We start from the raw sequence: 21,183 nt of genomic DNA, 5'->3' as shown, positions 1-21,183 counted from the left end.
GTCACCTTTTCCCCGTTTGTCACAGGGGGCCGCCCTTGATCACCTGCCAACACCTGCAATGGGGCCCGGCCGCGCGCCCGCTGACCCCGCCGTTGGACGTGCACCTGCCCACCGGCAGCCTGACCGCCGTGATCGGTGGCAATGGCTGCGGCAAAAGCAGCCTGCTCAAGTGCATCGCCGGCTTGCAGCGGCCCTTGGCAGGTAGCCTGAAGGTAGAAGCACGCACCGGTGGCATCGGCTACCTGGTGCAGCAACAGGCCATCGACCGCCAGTTCCCGATCAGCCTGGGCGAATTGGTCAGTGGTGGTTTCTGGGGCAGCCGCCTGTCCCGCGTCGAGCGCCGTGTGCGCCTGGGCCGGGCCCTGGATGACTGGCGCCTGGACGGCCTGGAAAGCCGCCACCTGCAAGCGCTGTCGGGCGGCGAACTGCAGCGGGCACTGCTGGCGCGTTTGAGTTTGACCGAGGCGCCGTTGCTGTTGCTGGACGAACCCGATGCCAGCCTTGACGAGGCCAGCCAGACCTTGCTGTGGCAGCAGATGCTGCAATGGCACCACCAGGGCCGCACGCTGGTGCTGGTGTGTCATGACCTGGCGGCGGTGCGTGAGCGCATCGACCAATGCCTGCTGATCGCCCCCGAAGGCTGCCGCCTGGACCAGAGCACCCACCTGATCGCCGGCGCCAGCCTGCGCAAGGTGGCCTGATGCTCGCGCACCTGTGGCAACCCTTCGTTGAATTCGCCTTTATGCGCCGTGCCCTGTTCGGCGGCCTGCTGCTGGCGGCCAGCGCCGCGCCCCTGGGCGTGTTCCTGGTACTGCGACGCATGAGCCTGATCGGCGACGCCATCGCCCACGGCATTCTGCCGGGCGCCGCCACCGGTTTCTGGATCGCCGGCCTGTCGCTGCCGGCCCTGACCCTGGGCGGCCTCACGGCGGGGCTCGCCGTGGCCGGCCTGGCGGCGTGGATCAGCCGCAACACCGGCCTGCGTGAAGACGCCAGCCTTGCGGCCATCTACCCGATTTCCCTGGCCTCGGGGGTGTTGATCCTGGGCCTGGCCGGCAAGCGCCTGGACCTGCTGGGCCTGCTGTTCGGCTCGGCGCTGGCGGTGGACAAAACCACCCTGGACGCCATGGTCTGGGTGGCCATCGGCAGCCTGGCCGTGCTGGCGCTGATCTACAAGGCGCTGGTGCTCGACAGCCTCGACCCCTTGTTTTTGCGCAGCGTCAGCCGTTTCGGCCCGCTGGCCCACGGCCTGTTCCTGGGCCTGGTGGTACTGAACCTGGTGGTGGGCTTCCAGGCCATCGGCGCGTTGATGATGGTCGGCCTGATGATGCTGCCGGCCACTGCCGCGCGCTTCTGGAGCCGCCGCCTGCCGGTGCTGCTGCTGTGCGCCGCGCTGATCGGCTCGGTGTCGGTGTGGCTGGGCCTGCTGGTCTCTTATTACCTGTCGCTGCCCAGTGGCCCGGCGATTGTCGTGGTGGCCGGTGCCGGCTACCTGTTGTCCGTGCTGTTCGGCCCGGTGCATGGCGTGCTGCGCCGTGACGGTTCGCCCATTCCTCAGTGAGTCAGACCATGCGTGCGTTGATTGTCCTGTTGTCCATCCTGCTGCCCGTGTTCGCCCAGGCCGCCGACAAAGTCCGGGTGGTGACCAGTTTCAGCATCCTGGCCGACATGACCCGGCAGATCGGCGGCGATTACATCCAGGTCGAGAACGTGGTGGGCCCCGACCAGGACGCCCACGTCTACGAAACCTCGCCCGATGACGCCCGCCATGTGCAGCAGGCCGACCTGATCATCGAGAACGGCCTGTCGTTCGAGCCGTGGCTGGACCGCCTGGTGACCAGCAGCGAAACCACCGCCAAGGTCATCAAGGCCAGCCAGGGCGTGCTGCCGCGTACCCTGGACGAAGAAGGCCAGACCGTGCCCGACCCGCACGCCTGGAACAGCCTGGCCAACGCCGAGGTGTACGCCGGCAATATCCTGCGCGGCCTGACCCAGGTCGACCCGGCCCATGCCGCCCAATACCAGCGCAACCATGACCTGTACGTGGCGCAGATCCGCGCCTTGCTGGCCGTGGCCAAGCAGACCTTCGACAGCCTGCCCGAGGGCAACCGCCGCATCGTCACCTCCCATGATGCCTTTGGTTACCTGGGCCAGGCCTACGGCATCCAGTTCCTGGCGCCGCAGGGGTTGAACACCGAGCGCGAACCATCGGCCGGTGAAGTGGCGACCCTGATTCGGCAGATTCGCGCCGATCACATCAAGGCGGTGTTTATCGAGAACATCGAGGATGCGCGGTTGCTCAAGCAGATTGCCGAGGAGAGTGGGGCACGCATTGGCGGCACCTTGTATTCCGATGCCTTGACCGCCACGGGCCCGGCCAGCACCTACCTGGGCTTCTACCGCGCCAACATCGAGACCCTGGGCAAAGCCCTGAAGGACTGACCCCTGTAGCCGCTGCCGCCAGGCTGCGCTGGCCCCATGCCGCGCTGAAGATCTCCAGGGTTCACACTGGCCAGCGCAGCCTGCGGCAGCGGCTACAGGCGCACGCTACACCAGCTTGGCGTGGATCTGCTGGGTCAGCATTTCCACCCGCTCGGTCAATTGGCGGGTGGTCTCGGTCAGCTGGGTGTTCTGGTCCATCAGCTGCAACAGCAGCGCCGTGTTCTTCTCCGCCCGTTCCTGACGCTCGACATTGGCCTTGGCCAAATCCTCTCGATGCAGCGCATCCGCCTCCGACTGCGCCTTGTCGCGCGCCGCCTGGCGGGTCTGCGCCAGCAGAATCAACGGCGCCGCATACGCCGACTGCAAACTGAACGCCAGGTTCAGCAGGATGAACGGGTACACGTCGAACGTGGTCAGCCCCGTGACGTTGGCCAACACCCACAACGCCACCACCAATGTCTGAGCCCCCAGAAACGTCGGCGTGCCGAAGAAGCGCGCGAACGCTTCGGCCTTCAGCGCGAAGGTGTCATTGCCGAACGTGGTGTTGAGGTGGGCGTGCTCGCGATGGAATCGCAGGTGGTCTTTGAGGGAGGAAGACATGGGGGCTCCAGCAGCTAAAGGGCTCAAACCCCATCTAAGCACAGCCCCGGCGCGGGCATCATGAAGCCGTGAGTGATGCATTACGCCTGCCGCCTGCAAGGCCGATCATGCAGTTTGCATGACGCTTTCTTAGTCCCCGTTAGTAAGTGCTTGAATTAAAAGACAACAAATTTCCGTCGCCGCTGGCATGCCAGGTGCACTACTCCTAGTGCATGACTTACTGACTGTTTGCCAGGAGCACCACAATAATGAACACCAACGCTGAACTTGCTACTGCCGCCGAGGGGTCAAACCACTCGGGCGTTTCATGGGCAGCGATATTCGCCGGGGCCGCCGCCGCCGCCGCGTTATCGCTGATTCTGGTCGTGCTGGGCTTCGGCCTGGGCTTTTCCGCCGTGTCACCGTGGGCCGGGGAGGGCGCCAGCGCCAAGGCGCTGGGCGTAGGCGCCATCGTGTGGTTGGCGCTGACGCAGATCATTGCTTCCGGCATGGGCGGCTATCTGGCCGGGCGCTTGCGGGTCAAATGGGCCACCGTGCATACCGATGAAGTGTACTTTCGTGATACCGCCCATGGCTTCCTGGCATGGGCAGTTGCCACCCTGGTAACGGCCACATTGGTCGTCGGTTCGGTCAGCAGCGTGGTCAGTGGCGGCGTTCAAGCCGGTGCCAGCGTGGCCTCCGGTGCCGTGACCGCCGCCAGCGCGTCGGCCGGTGCCCAGGCCTCAGGCAACAACGATTACTTTGGCTATTTCGTCGACACCCTGTTCCGTGACGACCGTCCTGTTGCCGTCACCGATGACGCTGCGCATGCCCAGGTAACCCGCGTGTTCGCCCGTACCATCGGCAACGGTGGCCAATTGAGCGCCGAAGACCGTGCCTACCTGGCCCAACTGGTCGCTCAGCGTACCAACCTGACCCCCGAGCAAGCCCAGCAGCGCGTCGATCAGGTCTACGGTCAGGCTCGCCAAGCCGTTGAAGACGCCAAGGTCGCTGCGCAGAAAGCTGCCGACGCTGCCAGCAAGGCCGCGGCCTACGCCTCGCTGTGGATGTTCATCACGCTGCTCATCGGTGCCTTCTTCGCCAGCCTGGCTGCGACCTACGGTGGCCGTCGTCGTGACGCCGTGATCATCGTCCAGCCGGTGCCTTACACCGCCACGGCCCCCATCCGTTAATTCAGGAGAATCACCATGCGCTCATTACTGCTGTTTTTCCTCGGTGTGCCGATTCCGGTCATTATCCTGATCGCGCTGTTCATGCACTGATCGCCGTCCGCCGCACCCAACCGCCCCCTGCCCATGGCACGGGGCGGTTTTTCATGCCGCAACCTGGCGGCAGCGGGTACGGGACGGGCGTACCATTTATTTTTGTGGGGATATTGAGCTTTGCGGCAGTCTTGGCTAGGATCAGCCCAGGGTGTTGGCACTTTGATATCACTTGCCATCCTGACGAATAACAATACATCAATGACACGACGCTGCAGTGGCCCCAGGGGCCAGCGCTCGACATGTACGTCTGTCTGCTCAAGGTCGAGCATTATCCTCAACCTTGCGCACACGAGATGCTGACCATGTTCTTCAACTCAAACCTGCGGCAGGCCAATGCCGACCTGGAACACCGTCTGGCTCAACAGGACAGCCTGCTGGCCGCCATCGAGCGCTCCATGGCGGTAGTGGAATTTGACCTGGAAGGCGTGGTGCTGCGCGCCAACGACAACTTCCTCAAGACCCTGGGTTACCGCGCCGATCAGGTGCTGGGCCAGCACCACCGCCTGTTCTGCAGCCCCGAGTATGTGCGCAGCGCCGAATACCGGCAGCTGTGGTCGCGCCTCAAGGCCGGTGAGTTCATCGCCGAAACCTTCCAGCGGGTCGATGCCCACGGGCGGATGATTTGGCTGGAGGCCAGTTATAACGCCGTGCGCGACACCGAGGGGCGGGTGGTGAAGGTGGTCAAGTACGCCACCGACGTGACGGCGCGGGTGCAGTGCGAGAACGAGTCCCAGGGCAAGCTGCATGCCATCGACCGTGCCATGGCGGTGATCGAGTTCGAGCCCGATGGCCGCATCCTCAGCGCCAACGACAATTTCCTGCGCCTGACCGGCTACACCCTGGCCGAGATCAAAGGCAAGCACCACTCCCTGTTCTGCCCGCCCGGCCAGGCCAATGACAAGGCCTATCACGACTTTTGGCGGCGCCTGAACCAGGGCGAGTTCTTCAGCGGCCAGTTCGAGCGCGTGGGCAAGCGCGGCCAGGTGCTGTGGCTGGAGGCCACCTACAACCCGGTGTACGATGCCAACGGCAAACTCGGCAAGGTGGTCAAGTTTGCCTCTGACATCACCGCGCGTATCCTCAAGCAGACCGAAGACGGCCAGAGCGCCGCCCGCGCCTACCACATTTCCCGCGACACCCGGCGCGTGGCAGAGCAGGGCACCGAGGTGATTCACCAGGCGGCCGGGCAGATGCGCGAGATCGCCAGCAACATCGACCATTCCTCGCAGATCCTCGGGCACCTGGGCGAGCGCTCCGAGCAGATCAGCACCATCGTCAACACCATTCGCGGCATTGCCGACCAGACCAATTTGCTGGCCTTGAACGCCGCCATCGAAGCGGCGCGGGCCGGGGACATGGGGCGCGGTTTTGCCGTGGTGGCCGATGAAGTGCGGCAACTGGCGGGGCGCACCAGCGGCTCCACGGCCGAGATTTCGGCGATGATCGAGCGTATCCAGCAGGAGACGCGCTCGGCGATTGCCAGCATGGATGCCACCCGGCATCAGGCTGGGCGCAGCGTGGAGTTGGCGGATCAGGCGGGGGAGGTGATTGTGCAGATTTGCGATGGGGCCAGCCGTGCGGTCGAGGCGGTGAGTGTGTTTGCCGGGGATCAGGGTTGATACCGCGTCGCCTGCATCGCGCCCAAGGGCGGCTCCTACGCCGAGCTGTGTAGGAGCCGCCCTTGGGCGCGATGCAGACGACGCCGTATCAGGAGGCCGCCACCAACGGCTGCACATACTGCGCAAACCTTACGTTACCACTCTGATCCACCAGCTTCTTCAACCGCTCGTTGAACGCCCGGTTCACCCCATACTGCCCGCCGGAAATGGTGCGGAACTGCGCGGTCAGCGATATCCCGTTGAGGTTCATGCTGTCCACCCCAAACACCTGCAACGGCCCCTGCAGGTTGTGCTTGAGCACAATGTCCTCGCTGATTGAACGCCCGGCTTCGCGGATCAGCTCCAGCGCGGTGTCGATGTCGCTGTCATAGCTCACCTGCACCGAGAAAAACGCATAGGCAAACTGCCGTGACTGGTTGGTGACCGCCTTGATCTGCCCGAACGGCACCGAGTGCACGAAGCCCTTGCCATCGCGCAGGCGCAGGGTGCGGATGGTCAGGCTTTCCACGGTGCCGGCGTGGCCGGAGTCCAGCACCACCCAGTCGCCGATGGCGATGGTGTCTTCGATCAGGATGAACAGGCCGGTGATCACGTCCTGCACCAGTTGCTGAGAGCCGAACCCGATGGCCAGGCCCACCACCCCGGCACCGGCCAGCAGCGGCGCAACGTTGATGCCCAGGTTGGCCATGGTGGTGATGGCGCAGATCACCACCAGGACGATCTTGGTGGCGTTGCGCAGCATGGGCAGGATGGTCTTGACCCGGGTGCTGGGCTCACGGCTGGCGCGCTTGCCTACCGCCGGTTTCAGGGCTTCCTGGATGGCGGTGTCGATCACCACCCACAGCAACCAGGTCACCAACAGGATCAGGCCGATGCTGCTCAGTGAGTCACTGATGGCCCGACCCACGCTGTTTTGCGCGGCGAAGGTGAGGATCGATACGCCCCAGATGCGCCCCAGCAACTCGATGAACGCCACCGCCATGACGATGCGCGACAGGGCGTGGGCCAGGTTGCGCAGCAATTCCACATAGGGCCGCAGGCGTTGGCGCGGCGCGTCCTCGGCGGGGCGGAACAGGTGCTGCAGCAAGGTGCTGAGGAACACCGTGCCCACCAGCAGCAGGGTGGTCAGCAGGGCGCTTTGCAGGGCGCGCTGGCTTTCGGCCCCCGCGCCGATCAGGTGCACCATGGACACCAGGATCATCAGCAGGATAGGCAGGTACCAAAGCCCGGAGAAAATCCGCAGCGATTCTTGCACGGCGCGGTGCTCCAGGCGCTGCTTGAGCGAGCGGTCGCGGATCAGGTGCGCCACCGGGCGGCGCATGCGGATCACCAGCACGGCGAAGGCCAGGGTGGCCAGCAGGCCGCACACCACCGCCAGGGTCGAGGTGATGTTGCCGCCCAGCTGGCGGGCGATCTGCGGGCTGTTGAGGGCATCGCCCAACGCCGCCAGGAAGCCGATCACGAACAGCCGCCGTGGCCCGCGTCGACGCAGGATGCGCACCGCGGTGCGTCGGTGGCCGGCGTCGAACAGCACGATCAGGCACAGGATCACCGAGCTGGACACCAGGCCGCTGCTGGTGGCGTAGGCCAGGCACAGGGCCAGGGCGCGGGCCACCGAGCCGTCCAGGTTGTGGCTGATGGTGAGGGTCAGCGGCAGGCTGATCAGCGCCGGTACGGTGTAGGGCAGCAGGTATTCCAGCAGCCCTTGCACCCGAGGGCGCTGGTGGATGAAGCGCTGGCGCGCGGCGCGTCGGGCAATCAGCCGGCCCAGCACGCTCAGCACCCCGAAAATGCCCACCCAGCACAGGGTCAGCAGGGCGAAGTCGCCGACAAGGCTTGCGGCCGAGCGGGCCGAATGCTGACTGACCAGGTCGCCCACCTCATCGGCGGCGCGGTCGGCGCGCAGGCGCCAGTTGTCCACCAGGTGGCCGTCCAGGTCCAGGCTGTCCTGCACATCATCAATGCCCGAGGACAGGGTGCTGAGCAGGCCACCCTGCACCAGCACCTCCGGTTTCGCCGGCGCGGGTGCCGCGGCCGGTGCGGTGGCCGCCGTGGCGAGCCCCAGATTGACACTGAGCACAAGGCCCAGAACCCATAGCAGAATTGACTTGGCCTTCATGGATAGCACCCGGTTTCTCCTTGCTTGCCGACAGGGGTCTTAGGAACTGATCAATAAAAGCCGCGCAAGTTCGCCTGCCATGCGACCGCGTCGTCTTCATCGCGGCCAAGGCCGGCTCCTACCACGGACGGCGTAGGAGCCGACCTTGGTCGCGATGCAGACGACGCGGTTTCAAGACAGTTGCTGCTACGCAGGCCCCTGTAGCAGCTGCCGAAGGCGGCGTCACAGGCAACGCGGCCGCAGGGCTTGCATTTTTCCGGGACGGCCACCAAGGTAAAGGGCACCTACTGTCCCCGCGAGATAAGGCCATCTCCAATGTCTTCCAGCACTACCGCACTTCAGGCGGAGCCTGACAAGCAGGCGTTCTTCTCCACCCGCGTCGCCTTCTTCATCGCCGGTTTCACCATGTCAGCCTGGGCCCCGTTGGTGCCTTTGGCGAAAATCCGCGCCGGTCTGGACGACGGTATGCTCGGCTTGCTGCTGCTATGCCTGGGCCTGGGTTCGATCCTGACCATGCCCGTGGCCGGCTACCTGACCGCCCGCGTGGGCTGCCGCCGGGTGATCCTGACCGGCGGCGCCGTGGTGTGCCTGGTGATGCCATTGCTGGCCACGGTGGCCAATCCCTGGCTGCTGATGGCCGCGATTTTCTGCTTCGGCGCCGGTATCGGCGCCGTGGACTGCGCGATGAACATCCAGGCCGTGCTGGTGGAACGCGCCAGCGGCCGGGCGATGATGTCGGGCTTCCATGGCCTGTTCAGCGTCGGCGGCATCGCCGGGGCGGCAGGCATGACCGGCCTGCTCAGCCTTGGCCTGGGCGCCTTGCCGGCGGTGTTGTGCGTGGTGGCGCTGACGGTGGTGTCGCTGTGGGCCGCCGGTCCGCACCTGTTGACTCACGGCAATGGCGAGCCCGGCCCGTTACTGGCGCGGCCACGGGGCATCGTGCTGTTTTTGGGCGTACTGTGCTTTATCGTGTTCCAGGCCGAAGGCGCGGTGCTGGACTGGAGCGCGGTGTTCCTGGTGGCTGACCACGGCATGGACCCACGCTACGCCGGCCTGGGCTATGCGGCCTTCGCCACCACCATGACCCTGGGCCGCCTGACCGGCGATATCATCGTCACCCGACTGGGCGGTGCGCGGGTGGTGATCATCGGGGGCGCGGTGGCAGCCGCTGGCCTGGCCCTGTCGATTCTGGCGCCGTCGTGGCCGCTGGCGCTGATCGGCTACGCGCTGGTGGGTGCGGGCTGTTCCAACATCGTGCCAGTGCTGTTCACCGCCGTGGGCCGCCAGAAAACCATGCCCCAGAGCGTGGCCATCCCGGCCATGACCTCGCTGGGCTACGCCGGCATCCTGATCGGCCCGGCAGCCATCGGCTTCATCGCCCACGCCAGCAGCCTGTCGGTGGCGCTGGGGGGCATGGTGCTGTTGCTGGCATTCGTCGCCGCCAGCGGCCGGGTGCTGCGCACGGTGTGAACGGTGGCGGTGCCCCGGTGGTCTAGAGTCCTGACACCCATCCACCGGGGAGATCCGCCATGTTGCTCGAAGGCTCCTGCCATTGCCGCGCCGTCACCTTTACCCTTGAAAGCCAGCACCCGTACCCCTATCAGCGCTGCTACTGCTCGATCTGCCGCAAAACCCAGGGCGGTGGCGGCTATGCCATCAACCTGGGCGGCGATGCCGAGTCGTTGAAGGTCAAGGGGCGCAAGCACATCAGCATCTATCACGCGCGCCTGAACGAGACGGACGTCAGCAGCGCCGAGCGGCATTTCTGCAGTCAGTGCGGCAGTGGGTTGTGGTTGTTCAGCCCCGAGTGGCCGGAGCTGATTCATCCGTTCGCCAGTGCCATTGACACGCCGTTGCCGGTGCCGCCGGAGCATACGCATTTGCTGCTGGATTCGAAGGCTGCGTGGGTGGAGGTGCAGGTGAAGAAGGGCGACCAGCAGTTTGAAGGGTACCCGCAGGAGTCGATTGCCCAGTGGCATGAGCGGTTGGGGCTGGTTGCGGATTGATGCAGGATTTGTGGTGGGGTTGATGGCCTCATCGCGAGCAAGCTTTGCTCCCACAGGTTGTACGCCTCAAGTGCGTTGTCTGCTGTGGGAGCAAAGCTTGCTCGCGATGAGGCCCGAAAGAGCGATCAATTCACCGAATTCTGCCGCCACTGGCGCGGGCTTACCCCGAACCAGCGCTTGAAGGCCCGGGAGAAGGCACTGGTCTCGGAATAGCCCAGCAACGGCGCCAATTCCGAAATCGACAGGTTCTGCTGGCGCAAGTACTGCTGCGCCAGCGCCTGCCGGGTCTGATCAACCAACTGGCTGAAGCTCAAGCCATACTCGCGCAGGCGCCGCTGCAGCCCCGAATCGCTCAACTCCAACTGTTCGGCAATCAACTCCAGCACCGGCTCACCTTGATGCAGCACCGTGCGAATCACCTGCCGCGCCTGCTCCAGCACGTCCGGCCCCTGGTCGGCATCGCCCAGTTGGCGGATGGCGTCCTTGACCAGCATCAGCAGCACCGGGTCATGCCCGGGCATCAGCTGGCCTTGCAGTTCACGCTTGGGAATCAGGATGCCATTGCAGGCCTGGTCGAAACGCACCGGGGCATCGAACACTTCACGGTGCTCTTGCCAGTCCATGGGGCGGGCATGTTCAAACAGCACTTCGCGAGGTGCCCACTGGGGCCCCAGCACATGGCGCACCAGGTTCATGGCCATGCCCATGGTCAGTTCAGCGTCCTGACGCTTTTCCAGGATGGCGCCGTGGCGCACCTGATAGTCGAAACGGTAACACTCGCCCTGGTCCACCAGCTGGATCAGGGTGCTGTGCTGGTGGAAGGGGAAGGCCTGGGCAAAGTTGATCAGGGCCTCTTCCAGGGTGGCCGAACACAGGCCGACGTAACCGAGCAAACCCAAGGCCTGGGGCTTGAATTGCTCGCCGTAGCGCAGGCCGAAATTGTCGCAACCGGTTTGCCGCGCGGCTTCTTCAAGCACCTGGCAATAGTTGGGCAACGCCAGGCTGAGCGTGGGGTGGCGCAGTTGTTCGGCGTCGATGCCCGCGCGGCCGAACACGCGGTCCAGGTCGCCGCCGTGGTGGGTGATGAACTGGTCCAGGCCATTGGCCGCCGCCGACAGCACTCCACGGTTGTTCGCCCGGGAGCCTGGGTGGGCGGCGGGGGAAAACAGGGAAGGGGTCATGGTGGTTACCTTTTCAGCGGGGGCATCATGAAGAAACTTCAAGCAAGAGTTGTTCCGGGTTCATGTTCCCGCGGGTCTAGAGCGCTTCCCGGTCGTTAATCAGCGCAAGCTGGCCAGCTAGATGGGAAGTCTGGTAACCACCCCTGTAGCAGCTGCCGAAGGCTGCGTCCGGCCCCCACGCGGCGTGTCTGACGTATCGCGGGGTTGGTGACGCGGCCTGGCGGCCGCTGCTACATGGTGCACGCAATGCGGGCCGTGCCCCGCCTTCGCGCACCATCGCCCAAACTTGACCGCAGGGCACAAAACCCGGTTTTACCGGTCAAGTCTTGTAAGCAAATGCTTCGATATGCTGGCTGCCAGGCATCCTCTCGAAGGTACGACACAATGAGCAGCACGCAACTCAAACCGACATTGGGCACCCTGCATCTGTGGGGCATCGCCGTGGGCCTGGTGATTTCCGGCGAGTACTTCGGCTGGAGCTACGGCTGGGGCACCGCCGGCACCCTGGGCTTTCTGGTCACCACGTTGATGGTGGCGGTGATGTACACCTGCTTCATCTTCAGCTTCACCGAACTGACCACCGCCATCCCCAACGCCGGCGGCCCGTTCGCCTACAGCCTGCGTGCGTTCGGCGTGGGCGGCGGGATGATCGCCGGCATGGCCACGCTGATCGAGTTCGTGTTCGCGCCACCGGCCATCGCCATGGCCATCGGCGCCTACCTGAACGTGCAGTTCCCGGGGCTTGATCCCAAGTGGGCCGCCGCGGGCGCCTACGTGGTGTTCATGACCCTGAACATTGTCGGCGTCAACATCGCCGCCACCTTCGAGCTGGTCGTCACCGTGCTGGCTGTGCTGGAACTGCTGGTGTTCATGGGCGTGGTAGCGCCGGGCTTCAGCTTCAGCAACTTCGTGCTGGGCGGCTGGGCCGGCAGCGACACCTTCAGCTTCGGCGCGCTGTCCGGCGTGTTCGCGGCCATCCCGTTTGCGATCTGGTTCTTCCTGGCCATCGAAGGCGCCGCCATGGCCGCCGAAGAAGCCAAGGACCCGAAGAAGACCATCCCGCGTGCCTACATCAGCGGCATCCTGACCCTGGTGGTACTGGCCATCGGCACCATGATCTTTGCCGGCGGCGTGGGCGACTGGAAGGCCCTGTCCAACCTCAACGACCCGCTGCCACAGGCGATGAAAACCGTGGTGGGCAACAACTCCAACTGGATGCACATGCTGGTGTGGATCGGTCTGTTCGGCCTGGTGGCCAGCTTCCACGGCATCATCATGGGCTACTCGCGCCAGTTCTTCGCCCTGGCCCGTGCCGGCTTCCTGCCAGCCGGCCTGGCCAAGCTGTCGCGCTTCCAAACCCCGCACCGCGCCATCCTGGCCGGCGGCGTGGTGGGCATCGCTGCCATCTTCAGCGACGGCCTGGTCAACCTGCAGGGCATGAGCCTGACCGCCGCGATGATCACCATGTCGGTGTTCGGCGCTATCGTGATGTACATCATCAGCCTGCTGAGCCTGTTCCGCCTGCGCAAAATCGAGCCCAACCTTGAGCGCAGCTTCCGCGCCCCGGGGTATCCTGTGGTACCGGGCATTGCCCTGGTGCTGGCGCTGGTGTGCCTGGTGGCCATGGTGTGGTTCAACGGCCAGATCGCCTGTGTGTTTGCCGGCCTGATGATTGCAGGCGCGGTGTTCTGCAAGATCTCGCTGGGCCGTAGTGCTTCCCGTGCTGCCCTGGCCGGCAATGCTTGAGAAAGGAGTCGTGACATGAGTGGATTCGTGCATACCGTGGGTGGCCAGGTCTGGCGCTTCGACAGCCTCAAGGAGTTGATGGCCAAGGCCAGCCCCGCACGGTCCGGTGACTACCTGGCCGAAGTCGCCGCCGGCAGCGATGCCGAGCGTGCGGCGGCGCAGATGGCCCTGGCGGACGTGCCGCTCAAGCGCTTCCTCAACGAGGCGCTGATCCCTTACGAAAGCGATGAAGTGACCCGGCTGATCATCGACAGCCACGACGCTGCAGCCTTTGCCCCGGTCAGCCACCTGACCGTGGGCGGCTTTCGCGATTGGCTGCTGGGCGATACGGCCGACGAGGCCGCCTTGCGCGCCCTGGCCCCGGGGCTGACCCCGGAGATGGCCGCCGCGGTGTCGAAGATCATGCGCGTGCAGGACCTGGTGCTGGTGGCGCAGAAGATTCGCGTGGTCACCCGCTTCCGCAACACCGTGGGCCTGCGCGGGCGCCTGTCGACCCGCCTGCAGCCCAACCACCCCACCGATGACCCGGCCGGCATCGCCGCCAGCGTGCTCGATGGGCTGCTGTACGGCAACGGCGACGCCATGATCGGCATCAACCCGGCCACCGACAGCCTCAGCGCCATCAGCGACCTGCTGAAGATGCTCGACGGGGTGATTCAACGTTACGAGATTCCCACCCAATCCTGCGTGCTGACCCACGTCACCTCGTCCATCGCCGCCATCGAACGCGGCGTGCCCTTGGACCTGGTGTTCCAGTCCATCGCCGGCACCGAGGCAGCCAACGCCAGCTTCGGCATCAGCCTGGAACTGCTGCGCGAAGGCTACGAGGCCGGCCTGAGCCTGAAACGCGGTACCGTGGGCCAGAACCTGATGTACTTCGAGACCGGGCAGGGCAGCGCGCTGTCGGCCAACGCCCACCACGGCGTCGACCAGCAAACCTGCGAAACCCGTGCCTACGCCGTGGCCCGGCATTTCAAGCCGTTCCTGGTCAACACCGTGGTCGGCTTCATCGGCCCCGAATACCTGTACAACGGTAAGCAGATCATTCGCGCAGGCCTGGAAGACCACTTCTGCGGCAAGTTGCTGGGCGTGCCCATGGGTTGCGACATCTGCTACACCAACCATGCCGAGGCCGACCAGGATGACATGGACATGCTGCTGACCCTGCTGGGTGTGGCGGGCATCAACTTCATCATGGGCATCCCCGGCTCCGACGACATCATGCTCAACTACCAGACCACCTCGTTTCACGACGCGCTGTACGCGCGCAAGACCCTGGGCCTGCGCCCGGCGCCGGAGTACGAAGACTGGCTGGCACGCATGCAGATCATGACCCAGGGCGACGGCACGTTGCAGTTGGGCAAAGGCCTGCCGCCGGCGTTCCGCCAGGCGCTGGCGCAGTTGCACTGAGGAGTGTTCATGACGGACGAACGCCACACACCGGCCCAGGCCGACCCCTGGCAGCAACTACGCAGCCTGACCTCGGCGCGCATTGCGCTGGGCCGTGCGGGCACTAGCCTGCCGACGGCTGCGCAACTGGACTTCCAATACGCCCACGCCCAGGCGCGGGATGCCGTGCACACGCCGTTCGACCGCCAGGCCCTGGCCGCCAGCCTCAATGGCCAGGCCTTGCTGCTGCACAGCGGCGCGGGCGACCGACACGTCTATTTGCAGCGTCCGGACCTGGGGCGGCGTCTGGATGCGCCGTCGGCTGCCTTGCTGGATGAACACCGCCAGCTCAATCCCGATGGCTACGACCTGGCCGTGGTCATCGCCGACGGCCTCTCATCCCTGGCCGTGCACCGCCACAGCGTACCCATGCTGCAGCGCATCGACGAACTGGCTGCCGCCGAAGGCTGGCGCCAGGCACCGGTGAGCCTGGTGGAGCAGGGGCGGGTGGCGGTGGCCGATGAGATCGGCGAGCGCCTGGGCGCGCGCATGGTGGTGATGTTGATCGGCGAGCGCCCGGGCTTGAGTTCGCCGGACAGTCTGGGGTTGTACTTCACCTACGCGCCGCGCGCGGGCCTCAATGATGCAGCGCGCAACTGCATTTCCAATGTGCGGCTGGAGGGCATGAGTTATGCGATGGCGGCGCACAAGCTGCTGTACCTGATGCGCGAGGCGTGGCGGCGGCAGTTGTCGGGGGTCAATTTGAAGGATGAGGCGGTGGTGCCGGTGATTGAAGGGCAGCAGGGGCCTGGGAATTTTCTGTTGGGCCCAACCCTGTAGCCGCTGCCGCCAGGCTGCGCTGGCCCTGTGCCCCGCTGAAAATCTACAGGGTTTACACTGGCCAGCGCAGCCTGGCGGCAGCGGCTACAGGTCAACGACCGTAGCGGCGCACCACACTGGTATTCCCCAGAATATGCCCCTTGATCCGCCCCAGCAGATCATCACGCGTCAACCCCGCCGGCAACGCATCCGCCGCCAGGTCCAGCGCATAAATCTGGATCACGTAATGATGCGGGTTCTCTCCCACCGGCGGGCAGGGCCCGCTGTAGGTGGTCATGCCCTTGCTGTTGGTGCCGCCCACCCCTTCGAGCTTGCCCTTCAGGCTGGCATCGGCGCCCAGGTCATGGGTAGTTGCCTTCAGACCGTAATGCACCCAATGATCCACCCCCAGCCCTTTCTGGCCATCGGGGTCATGAATAACCACCGCGAAGCTTTGCGTACCTTGGGGCACGTTGCTCCAGCTCAGCGCCGGCGAGACATTCTCGCCGCCGCAATCCCCGGTGTTGGCCGCGTTGGCCTGGCGCAGCAGGGCGTTGTCGTCGCCGTCCGGGGTCTTGAGGGTGAAGGGCGCGGCCTGGGCCAGCATCGGCAGGCACAGGCACACGGCTAGCGTGATCGAGCGAGGCAGCATGGGCAGTTCTCCTGATAAGCACTGCCTGCCAGTTTAGTCAGCCTGAGCGAAAGCCTTCAGCGAATCGCCCGCCAGGCGGTAGCGAATCCACTCCGGCTGCGCCGCCGCGCCAATGGATTCATAGAACTTGATCGCCGGTTCGTTCCAGTCCAGCACGCTCCATTCCAGGCGGCCGCAACCGCTGTCCTGGGCGATCTGCGCCAGGTGCTTGAGCAGTGCCTTGCCGGCGCCCACGCCACGATGCTTGGAAGATACGTACAGGTCTTCCAGGTAAAGGCCCTTGCGGCCCAGCCAGGTGGAGTAGCTGAGGAAGTACAGGGCAAAGCCCACCGGTTCGTCGTCCAGCGAGCAGACCAGGGCACGGGCGTAGCCTTCCGGGTCTTCCAGGCTGCGGCGGATGTCGTCGACGTTGGCGATGACTTCGTGCTCGGCTTTCTCGTAGATGGCAAGCTCGGTGATGAAGCCCAGGATCAGTTCGGCATCGGCAGGCGTGGCGGGGCGAATGTGCAGGGTCAAGGGTCCGTTCCTCAGGGCGGTGGCAGGTAGCCGGCCATTATGCCCGATTCTGCCGCCGTCAGCGGGCGCATGGTCCGCATCGCGGCGCCGATCGTGGTAGGAGCCGACCTTGGTCGCGATGCAGACGCCGCTGTACAAAATCATGTATGGCAGCAACCTTTGCTGGCTGCACCGTCATACTCGTCATGCAGCTTCACCCAATCCATGATCTGCACCTCATTACGCCCCTTGGGCGTCAGGTCCAGCAGGTTGTAGGCGCCCACCAGCATGTCCAGGCCGCGGGCGTAGGTGGAGTAGGTGTGGAACACCTGGCCATGCTCGTCCTTGTAGAACACGCTCAGGCCCGGCATCTCGCTGGTGGCCTCGAAGGGTTCGTAGTTGTAGATCATCTGCCCGTCGACTTTCTGCTCGGCGCTGGCGGCTACCTGGTAATCCTCGTCGAAGTCGTTGCCCAGCGATGACACCCAATCGAAGTGCCAGCCCATGCGCGCCCGGTAGGCTTGCAGTTGCGCCAGGGGCGCGTGGGACACGGCGACCACCGCCACATCGTGATGCGCCAGGTGCAGGTTGGGGCCGTCCAGGTGGTCGGACAGCAGTGAGCAGCCGGTGCAACCCTGGTCCCATTCCGGCGCGTACATGAAGTGATAAACGATCAACTGGCTGTGTTCGCCGAACAGCTCGGCAAGGCCCAGAGCACCTTCGGGGCCCTGGAAGGTGTAGCGCTTGTCGACAAGCACCCACGGCAGCTCGCGGCGCTCTTGCGCCAGACGATCGCGCTCGTGGGTCAGGGCTTTTTCGTGTTCCAGGTGGGCGAGGCGGGCAGTCAGCCATTGCTGGCGCGAGACCACGGGGTGAGGGGCAGTTTTCATGGGGCGTACTCCTGATTGTCGCGGAAAACAGAGACGCAATGCCCAGTTATAACAGCCCCCAGGTGCAGCGGCGGATCAGCCGACGAGCGCAGTGGCGTTGTCATCATTCTGTAACTGATTTGCCATATACATCGCGGTGCGTTTATCCCTGTCATGAGTACCCCCCGATGGTCGTGCGAAAATCCCTGAAAGCCCAAATGCTGACCCTGATCGGCGGCAGCCTGCTGGCCATGCTGCTGATCGCGCTGTCCTGCTTTCACTTGTTGGCCAATGGTGTAAGGGACTATCACCAACTGATCGAAGGCCCGTTGCGCACTTCGCAACTGATCGACGAAGCCAACCTGCAATTCAAGATCCAGGTGCAGGAATGGAAAAACGTGCTGCTGCGCGGCAAGCAGCCCACGGACCTTGCGCAGTACTGGGGCCAGTTCCAGGACCGCCAGCGCGAAGTGCAGGACATCCTCGGCCGCCTCGCCGCCCAGCCGGGCATTGATGCCGGGCTTAAAACCGATATCCAGCGCTTGCGCGACGAACACCGTGCCCTGGGCGATGCCTACCAGCGCGGTCGTGATGCCTTCGTGGCGGCCGGTGGCGATGCCGCCACGGGTGACACGGCGGTGAAGGGCGTGGACCGCGCCGTCAGCGAGCAGATGAGTGCCCTGGTCAGCCAGATCCGCAAGGCCGGTGAGCAGCAGGCCGGCGCCATTCGTGATTCGGCCGACACCACGGTGTGGGGCGGCTTGCTGGTGCTGGTGGTGTCCGGCCTGTTGATCGGCCTGCTGAGCCTGGTGCTGGTCAGCCGTTACCTGGTGGTGCCCATCCAGCAACTGATCGAGTACGTGGCTGACCTCAGCCGCGGCCAGTTCAACCAGCGTGTCGACAGCCGTCGTCAGGACGAACTGGGCCGCCTGGCCGTGGCCGCCAATACCCTGCGCGACTTCCTCGCCGAGACCTTCACCGGCCTCAAGCGCAACGCCGGTGACCTGGATGGCGCCAGCGCTGACCTGCATGGCATTGCCGGGCAGATGTCGCAAGGCACCCATGACCAGTTCAACCGCACCGACCAAGTGGCCACGGCGATGAACGAGATGTCGGCCACCGCTCAGGAAGTGGCCCGGCACGCCGTCGACGCTGCCCAGGCGGCCGACCAGGCCGATGCCTCAGCCCACCAGGGTGAGCAAGTGATGCGCGCCACCATCGAGACCATCACCCACATGCGCAGTGAAATCACCACCACCGCGCAGGTGATCGGCAACCTGGAAAACGACAGCGCGCGCATCGGCAAGGTGCTGGAAGTGATTCGCGGCATCGCCGAGCAGACCAACCTGCTGGCCCTCAACGCCGCCATCGAGGCGGCCCGGGCCGGTGAAGCGGGGCGCGGCTTTGCCGTGGTCGCCGACGAGGTGCGCAGCCTGGCCCAGCGCACGGCGGCGTCGATCATCGAGATCAACCAGATCATCAATGCCGTGCAGGCGGGCGCCAGCGACGCGGTGAAGGCAATCCAGAGCGGCCAGTCGCGCAGCGAAGAGGGCGTGGCCCAGGTGACCCAGGCCGGCGACATGCTGCGCCAGATCACCTCGGCCGTGGAAGCGATCCGCGACATGAACCGGCAGATCGCCACGGCGGCGGAAGAGCAGACCTCGGTGGCCGAGGACATCTCGCGCAACCTGACCGACATTACTCAGATCGCCAGCACCAACCAGGACAACGTGCAGCGCACCGAAGTGGCCAGCCGCCGCCTGCATGACCTCTCGCGTCAGCTCAACGAGGTGACGGCGCGGCTGGGGGCGTAACCCTCAACGGGCGGCTTGCAACTCGGCGATGGCCTGCCACAGGCGTTCATCGTTGAAGTCGTCGATCACCAGGTGGGCCCCGGCTGCCAGCAGCGCTTCGCGGCTCTGGCTGGTGGTCAGGCCGACGCTGAAGATGCCGGCCTTGACCGCCGCGGTCAGGCCCGGTACCGAGTCTTCGAAGGCCATGGCGTCGGCGGCGCGGGCGCCCAGGCGCTCGAGGCCGGTGAGGTAGGGCAGCGGGTCGGGCTTGGCGCGCGGCAGTTCCTCGGCCACCACCACACTGTGGAAACGCTCGACCACCGCCAACGCCCCCAGCATATGGTCGGCGTTGGCGCGCGGTGCGTTGGTCACTACCACCTTGCCAATCCCCTGTGCTTCGGCGAATTCCAGTAAACGCAGCAAGCCCGGCAGCGGCGCCAATTGCGGTGACAGCTCGCGGAAGCGCGCCTCTTTGCGGTCGGCGAACTGCTGGTGTTCGGCCACCGAACGCTCGGGGAACAGGTTACGGCACATGGCCGGGTTGGCCTGGCCGCTGCACAGTTGTTCGAAATCTTCTTCGCTGAAGTCGCGGCCTTCTTCGGCCAGCAACTGCTGGATGGCCAGCAGGTGCAGCTTGTCGGTGTCAGTCAGGGTGCCATCGAGGTCAAACAGCAAGGCGGTGAGCATCGCGATATCCATTCAGGGGTGGCTGAAAGCTTTAAGCCGGTCATCGTACCAGTTGATTTCCCTAACGTCAGGGCAAAGCCTGCCGATAGCCCTTTGTCGCAGATCAGTTTTTAGCGATGTTAATTCGCTATTATGCGCTCGACCGTTCGTTGCCTGACCGGCCCTGCAGGAGTGACACATGCTTCAACACCCTTACGCACAGCCTTCGGCGGCAAAGCGTCTGGACCCGATCAGCGGGTTGCCGGATCGCGAACAGTTCGCCACCGACCTGGGCGTACTCGCCAGCCAGTGCCCGGGCCAGCCGCGCACCCTGGTGCTGATCGACGCGCTGGACATGAAATGGGCCCACGACATGACCCTGGCCATGGGCCTGGCGCCGTTCGAAGGCATTATCCGTTGCATTGCCCGACGGTTGAGTGAACAGCTGGAAGGTATGGCACGGCCGTACCATATTGGCGTCAAGCGCTTCGCCTTCATCATCGCCCCGGGCGTCGACGACTTCGTCAGCTTCATCGAAGGCCTGGTCGATACCCTGCGTCAACCCGCTTCCCTGGACAACCTGCCCATCCGCCCGACCGTGCGTGCCGGCAGCGTGGATTTCATGCTGGACCCCGAAGCCCTGCGCGACGTGCTGCGCAAGGCCATGTACGCCACCGAGCAGGCACTGCTGGCCGGCCAGCGTTGGGCCCCCTATGACGCAGTGCGCGACGCGGCCTACCGACGGGCGTTCTACCTGACGGCGGACATTGGTGAAGCCTTGGCCGGCGGGCAGTTGAGTCTGCGTTTCCAGCCGCGCTTCGCGATTGCCGACGGCGCCCAGGTCAGCGCCGAAGTGCTGCTGCGCTGGGACCATCCACGATTGGGCCGGGTGTCACCGGGCGAGTTCATTCCGGTGCTGGAGCGCAACGGCATGATCCATGAGGTGACCCGCTGGGTCATCAACAACGCACTGAGTCGACTGGCCCAGTGGCAGGAGCAGAACCTCAGCCAGCTGTCGATCAACCTGTCGCCGATGGATTTCGACGGCCATGACGTCAGTGGCACCTTGCGCCGACTGTGCCATGCCCATGGCATCGACCCGCAGCGGCTGGAAGTGGAAATCACCGAGGGCGAGTGGCTACGCTCCAACCCGCGTGTGCTGGGCGAGCTGGAGCAGATTCGCGGGCTGGGCGTGGACGTGGCGATTGACGATTTCGGCTCGGGGTACAGCAACTTCTCTTACCTGCACGAGATCCCGGCCAACGTGGTCAAGCTTGATCAGTCGATGGTCACCGGGATCGAGGACAACCCGCGTTGCCAGAAAATCGCCCGCTCGATTCTCAAGCTGGCGCGCGAGCTGGGGTATCGCACGGTGGCGGAGGGGGTGGAGACGTTCCGCTGCCTGCAACTGGTGCGTGAATATGGCTGTGACGAGGCCCAGGGGTATTTCTTCGCCCGGCCGATGGATGAAGCGCAGTTTCTGGCGTGGAGCCAGAGCGGCGAATTCCCGCTGGCGTATTGA

Annotated in this window: 20 protein-coding genes and 2 pseudogenes; 14 read left to right on the top strand and 8 right to left on the bottom strand. The window is 65.0% G+C overall.

Going from position 1 to position 21,183, the window contains the following annotated elements; translation table 11 throughout:
* Positions 1-35: 35 nt before the first annotated feature.
* From ACZ9GA_RS17205 to ACZ9GA_RS17195, 3 genes are read left to right on the top strand one after another with little or no spacing between them, the layout of a single operon-like run.
* On the top strand, positions 36-701 hold the full coding sequence (locus ACZ9GA_RS17205; RefSeq protein WP_457361552.1) for a metal ABC transporter ATP-binding protein: 666 nt from the start codon (positions 36-38) through the stop codon (positions 699-701).
* Entirely contained in the window at positions 701-1,561 is an 861-nt protein-coding gene (locus tag ACZ9GA_RS17200; RefSeq protein WP_455925730.1) for a metal ABC transporter permease, read from the top strand. Before ACZ9GA_RS17205 ends, ACZ9GA_RS17200 begins: the two co-directional genes overlap by 1 nt.
* A gap of 8 nt (positions 1,562-1,569) precedes the next feature.
* Positions 1,570-2,442 (top strand): metal ABC transporter substrate-binding protein, encoded by an 873-nt coding sequence (locus ACZ9GA_RS17195; protein WP_457361553.1) that lies wholly within the window; start codon positions 1,570-1,572, stop codon positions 2,440-2,442.
* A gap of 105 nt (positions 2,443-2,547) precedes the next feature.
* On the opposite strand, the gene ACZ9GA_RS17190 is transcribed toward ACZ9GA_RS17195, so the two are convergent.
* Positions 2,548-3,042: a DUF1003 domain-containing protein gene (locus tag ACZ9GA_RS17190; RefSeq protein ID WP_457361554.1), complete on the bottom strand. Its 495-nt coding sequence runs from the start codon at positions 3,040-3,042 to the stop codon at positions 2,548-2,550.
* Positions 3,043-3,290: 248 nt separating this feature from the next.
* On the opposite strand from ACZ9GA_RS17190, the gene ACZ9GA_RS17185 reads away from it, so the two are divergent.
* Positions 3,291-4,214, top strand: coding sequence for a hypothetical protein (locus ACZ9GA_RS17185; protein ID WP_457361555.1), 924 nt, complete (start codon positions 3,291-3,293; stop codon positions 4,212-4,214).
* Here ACZ9GA_RS17185 and ACZ9GA_RS17180 read toward each other — a convergent pair.
* The gene (locus tag ACZ9GA_RS17180; RefSeq protein WP_457361556.1) at positions 4,211-4,576 is read right to left on the bottom strand and encodes a hypothetical protein; all 366 of its coding nucleotides are present in this window, start codon (positions 4,574-4,576) and stop codon (positions 4,211-4,213) included. The genes ACZ9GA_RS17185 and ACZ9GA_RS17180 overlap by 4 nt on opposite strands.
* Here ACZ9GA_RS17180 and ACZ9GA_RS17175 point away from each other — a divergent pair.
* Positions 4,547-5,374: pseudogene (locus ACZ9GA_RS17175) on the top strand (PAS domain-containing protein); the annotation flags it as partial. The gene ACZ9GA_RS17180 and the pseudogene ACZ9GA_RS17175 sit on opposite strands and share 30 nt — an antisense overlap.
* Positions 5,351-5,926 (top strand): methyl-accepting chemotaxis protein, encoded by a 576-nt coding sequence (locus ACZ9GA_RS17170; RefSeq protein WP_476227639.1) that lies wholly within the window; start codon positions 5,351-5,353, stop codon positions 5,924-5,926. The pseudogene ACZ9GA_RS17175 and the gene ACZ9GA_RS17170, both read left to right, overlap by 24 nt.
* An 88-nt stretch (positions 5,927-6,014) precedes the next feature.
* Here ACZ9GA_RS17170 and ACZ9GA_RS17165 read toward each other — a convergent pair whose 3' ends face one another.
* Positions 6,015-8,045, bottom strand: coding sequence for a mechanosensitive ion channel family protein (locus ACZ9GA_RS17165; protein ID WP_457361557.1), 2,031 nt, complete (start codon positions 8,043-8,045; stop codon positions 6,015-6,017).
* A gap of 315 nt (positions 8,046-8,360) precedes the next feature.
* On the opposite strand from ACZ9GA_RS17165, the gene ACZ9GA_RS17160 reads away from it, so the two are divergent.
* The gene (locus tag ACZ9GA_RS17160) at positions 8,361-9,515 is read left to right on the top strand and encodes an MFS transporter (protein WP_457361558.1); all 1,155 of its coding nucleotides are present in this window, start codon (positions 8,361-8,363) and stop codon (positions 9,513-9,515) included.
* A 59-nt stretch (positions 9,516-9,574) separates the two neighbouring features.
* Positions 9,575-10,051, top strand: a complete 477-nt coding sequence (locus ACZ9GA_RS17155; RefSeq protein WP_457361559.1) for a GFA family protein — start codon at positions 9,575-9,577, stop codon at positions 10,049-10,051.
* A 125-nt stretch (positions 10,052-10,176) separates the two neighbouring features.
* Here the strand turns inward: ACZ9GA_RS17155 and qhpR are convergent, their stop codons facing one another.
* A complete protein-coding gene (qhpR, locus tag ACZ9GA_RS17150; protein ID WP_457361560.1) occupies positions 10,177-11,232 on the bottom strand; it encodes an AraC-like transcriptional regulator QhpR in 1,056 nt (351 codons plus the stop codon).
* A 384-nt stretch (positions 11,233-11,616) separates the two neighbouring features.
* On the opposite strand from qhpR, the gene eat reads away from it, so the two are divergent.
* From eat to eutC, 3 genes are read left to right on the top strand one after another with little or no spacing between them, the layout of a single operon-like run.
* Positions 11,617-12,978 carry an ethanolamine permease gene (gene eat, locus ACZ9GA_RS17145; RefSeq protein ID WP_457361561.1) on the top strand — a complete coding sequence of 454 codons (1,362 nt, stop codon included), beginning with the start codon at positions 11,617-11,619 and terminating at the stop codon, positions 12,976-12,978.
* A gap of 15 nt (positions 12,979-12,993) precedes the next feature.
* Positions 12,994-14,388 carry an ethanolamine ammonia-lyase subunit EutB gene (locus tag ACZ9GA_RS17140; protein ID WP_457361562.1) on the top strand — a complete coding sequence of 465 codons (1,395 nt, stop codon included), beginning with the start codon at positions 12,994-12,996 and terminating at the stop codon, positions 14,386-14,388.
* Between the two features lie 9 nt (positions 14,389-14,397).
* Positions 14,398-15,207: an ethanolamine ammonia-lyase subunit EutC gene (gene eutC, locus ACZ9GA_RS17135; RefSeq protein WP_457361563.1), complete on the top strand. Its 810-nt coding sequence runs from the start codon at positions 14,398-14,400 to the stop codon at positions 15,205-15,207.
* A gap of 91 nt (positions 15,208-15,298) precedes the next feature.
* On the opposite strand, the gene ACZ9GA_RS17130 is transcribed toward eutC, so the two are convergent.
* The 3 genes from ACZ9GA_RS17130 to ACZ9GA_RS17120 form a co-directional block, all read right to left on the bottom strand.
* Positions 15,299-15,838: a YbhB/YbcL family Raf kinase inhibitor-like protein gene (locus ACZ9GA_RS17130; protein WP_457361564.1), complete on the bottom strand. Its 540-nt coding sequence runs from the start codon at positions 15,836-15,838 to the stop codon at positions 15,299-15,301.
* 33 nt (positions 15,839-15,871) lie between these two features.
* On the bottom strand, positions 15,872-16,354 hold the full coding sequence (locus ACZ9GA_RS17125) for a GNAT family N-acetyltransferase (RefSeq protein ID WP_457361565.1): 483 nt from the start codon (positions 16,352-16,354) through the stop codon (positions 15,872-15,874).
* A 140-nt stretch (positions 16,355-16,494) separates the two neighbouring features.
* Positions 16,495-17,223: a DUF899 domain-containing protein gene (locus ACZ9GA_RS17120; protein WP_457361566.1), complete on the bottom strand. Its 729-nt coding sequence runs from the start codon at positions 17,221-17,223 to the stop codon at positions 16,495-16,497.
* Between the two features lie 38 nt (positions 17,224-17,261).
* Between ACZ9GA_RS17120 and ACZ9GA_RS17115 the strand changes: the two are divergent.
* Positions 17,262-18,083 (top strand): annotated as a pseudogene (locus ACZ9GA_RS17115) (hypothetical protein); the annotation flags it as partial.
* Positions 18,084-18,248: 165 nt separating this feature from the next.
* The gene (locus tag ACZ9GA_RS17110) at positions 18,249-19,016 is read left to right on the top strand and encodes a methyl-accepting chemotaxis protein (protein ID WP_476227637.1); all 768 of its coding nucleotides are present in this window, start codon (positions 18,249-18,251) and stop codon (positions 19,014-19,016) included.
* Between the two features lie 3 nt (positions 19,017-19,019).
* On the opposite strand, the gene ACZ9GA_RS17105 is transcribed toward ACZ9GA_RS17110, so the two are convergent.
* Positions 19,020-19,682: an HAD family hydrolase gene (locus ACZ9GA_RS17105; protein WP_457361567.1), complete on the bottom strand. Its 663-nt coding sequence runs from the start codon at positions 19,680-19,682 to the stop codon at positions 19,020-19,022.
* Between the two features lie 178 nt (positions 19,683-19,860).
* Here ACZ9GA_RS17105 and ACZ9GA_RS17100 point away from each other — a divergent pair, with 178 nt between their 5' ends.
* Positions 19,861-21,183, top strand: coding sequence for a putative bifunctional diguanylate cyclase/phosphodiesterase (locus ACZ9GA_RS17100; protein WP_457361568.1), 1,323 nt, complete (start codon positions 19,861-19,863; stop codon positions 21,181-21,183).

Source organism: Pseudomonas sp. TE3644, from assembly GCF_056278815.1.
Note: the sequence above shows the minus strand (reverse complement) of the source record. Positions and strands in the feature narration are given on the sequence as shown.

Excerpts from the sequence above, each read along its gene's own strand:
- ACZ9GA_RS17120 (WP_457361566.1), bottom strand. The coding sequence starts at position 17,223 with ATGAAAACTGCCCCTCACCCCGTGGTCTCGCGCCAGCAATGGCTGACT.
- eutC (WP_457361563.1), top strand. The coding sequence starts at position 14,398 with ATGACGGACGAACGCCACACACCGGCCCAGGCCGACCCCTGGCAGCAA.
- ACZ9GA_RS17200 (WP_455925730.1), top strand. The coding sequence starts at position 701 with ATGCTCGCGCACCTGTGGCAACCCTTCGTTGAATTCGCCTTTATGCGC.
- ACZ9GA_RS17190 (WP_457361554.1), bottom strand. The coding sequence starts at position 3,042 with ATGTCTTCCTCCCTCAAAGACCACCTGCGATTCCATCGCGAGCACGCC.
- ACZ9GA_RS17195 (WP_457361553.1), top strand. The coding sequence starts at position 1,570 with ATGCGTGCGTTGATTGTCCTGTTGTCCATCCTGCTGCCCGTGTTCGCC.
- ACZ9GA_RS17155 (WP_457361559.1), top strand. The coding sequence starts at position 9,575 with ATGTTGCTCGAAGGCTCCTGCCATTGCCGCGCCGTCACCTTTACCCTT.
- ACZ9GA_RS17100 (WP_457361568.1), top strand. The coding sequence starts at position 19,861 with ATGCTTCAACACCCTTACGCACAGCCTTCGGCGGCAAAGCGTCTGGAC.
- ACZ9GA_RS17130 (WP_457361564.1), bottom strand. The coding sequence starts at position 15,838 with ATGCTGCCTCGCTCGATCACGCTAGCCGTGTGCCTGTGCCTGCCGATG.
- ACZ9GA_RS17110 (WP_476227637.1), top strand. The coding sequence starts at position 18,249 with ATGTCGCAAGGCACCCATGACCAGTTCAACCGCACCGACCAAGTGGCC.
- ACZ9GA_RS17165 (WP_457361557.1), bottom strand. The coding sequence starts at position 8,045 with ATGAAGGCCAAGTCAATTCTGCTATGGGTTCTGGGCCTTGTGCTCAGT.
- eat (WP_457361561.1), top strand. The coding sequence starts at position 11,617 with ATGAGCAGCACGCAACTCAAACCGACATTGGGCACCCTGCATCTGTGG.
- ACZ9GA_RS17180 (WP_457361556.1), bottom strand. The coding sequence starts at position 4,576 with ATGCTCGACCTTGAGCAGACAGACGTACATGTCGAGCGCTGGCCCCTG.
- ACZ9GA_RS17140 (WP_457361562.1), top strand. The coding sequence starts at position 12,994 with ATGAGTGGATTCGTGCATACCGTGGGTGGCCAGGTCTGGCGCTTCGAC.
- ACZ9GA_RS17160 (WP_457361558.1), top strand. The coding sequence starts at position 8,361 with ATGTCTTCCAGCACTACCGCACTTCAGGCGGAGCCTGACAAGCAGGCG.
- qhpR (WP_457361560.1), bottom strand. The coding sequence starts at position 11,232 with ATGACCCCTTCCCTGTTTTCCCCCGCCGCCCACCCAGGCTCCCGGGCG.
- ACZ9GA_RS17105 (WP_457361567.1), bottom strand. The coding sequence starts at position 19,682 with ATGCTCACCGCCTTGCTGTTTGACCTCGATGGCACCCTGACTGACACC.
- ACZ9GA_RS17185 (WP_457361555.1), top strand. The coding sequence starts at position 3,291 with ATGAACACCAACGCTGAACTTGCTACTGCCGCCGAGGGGTCAAACCAC.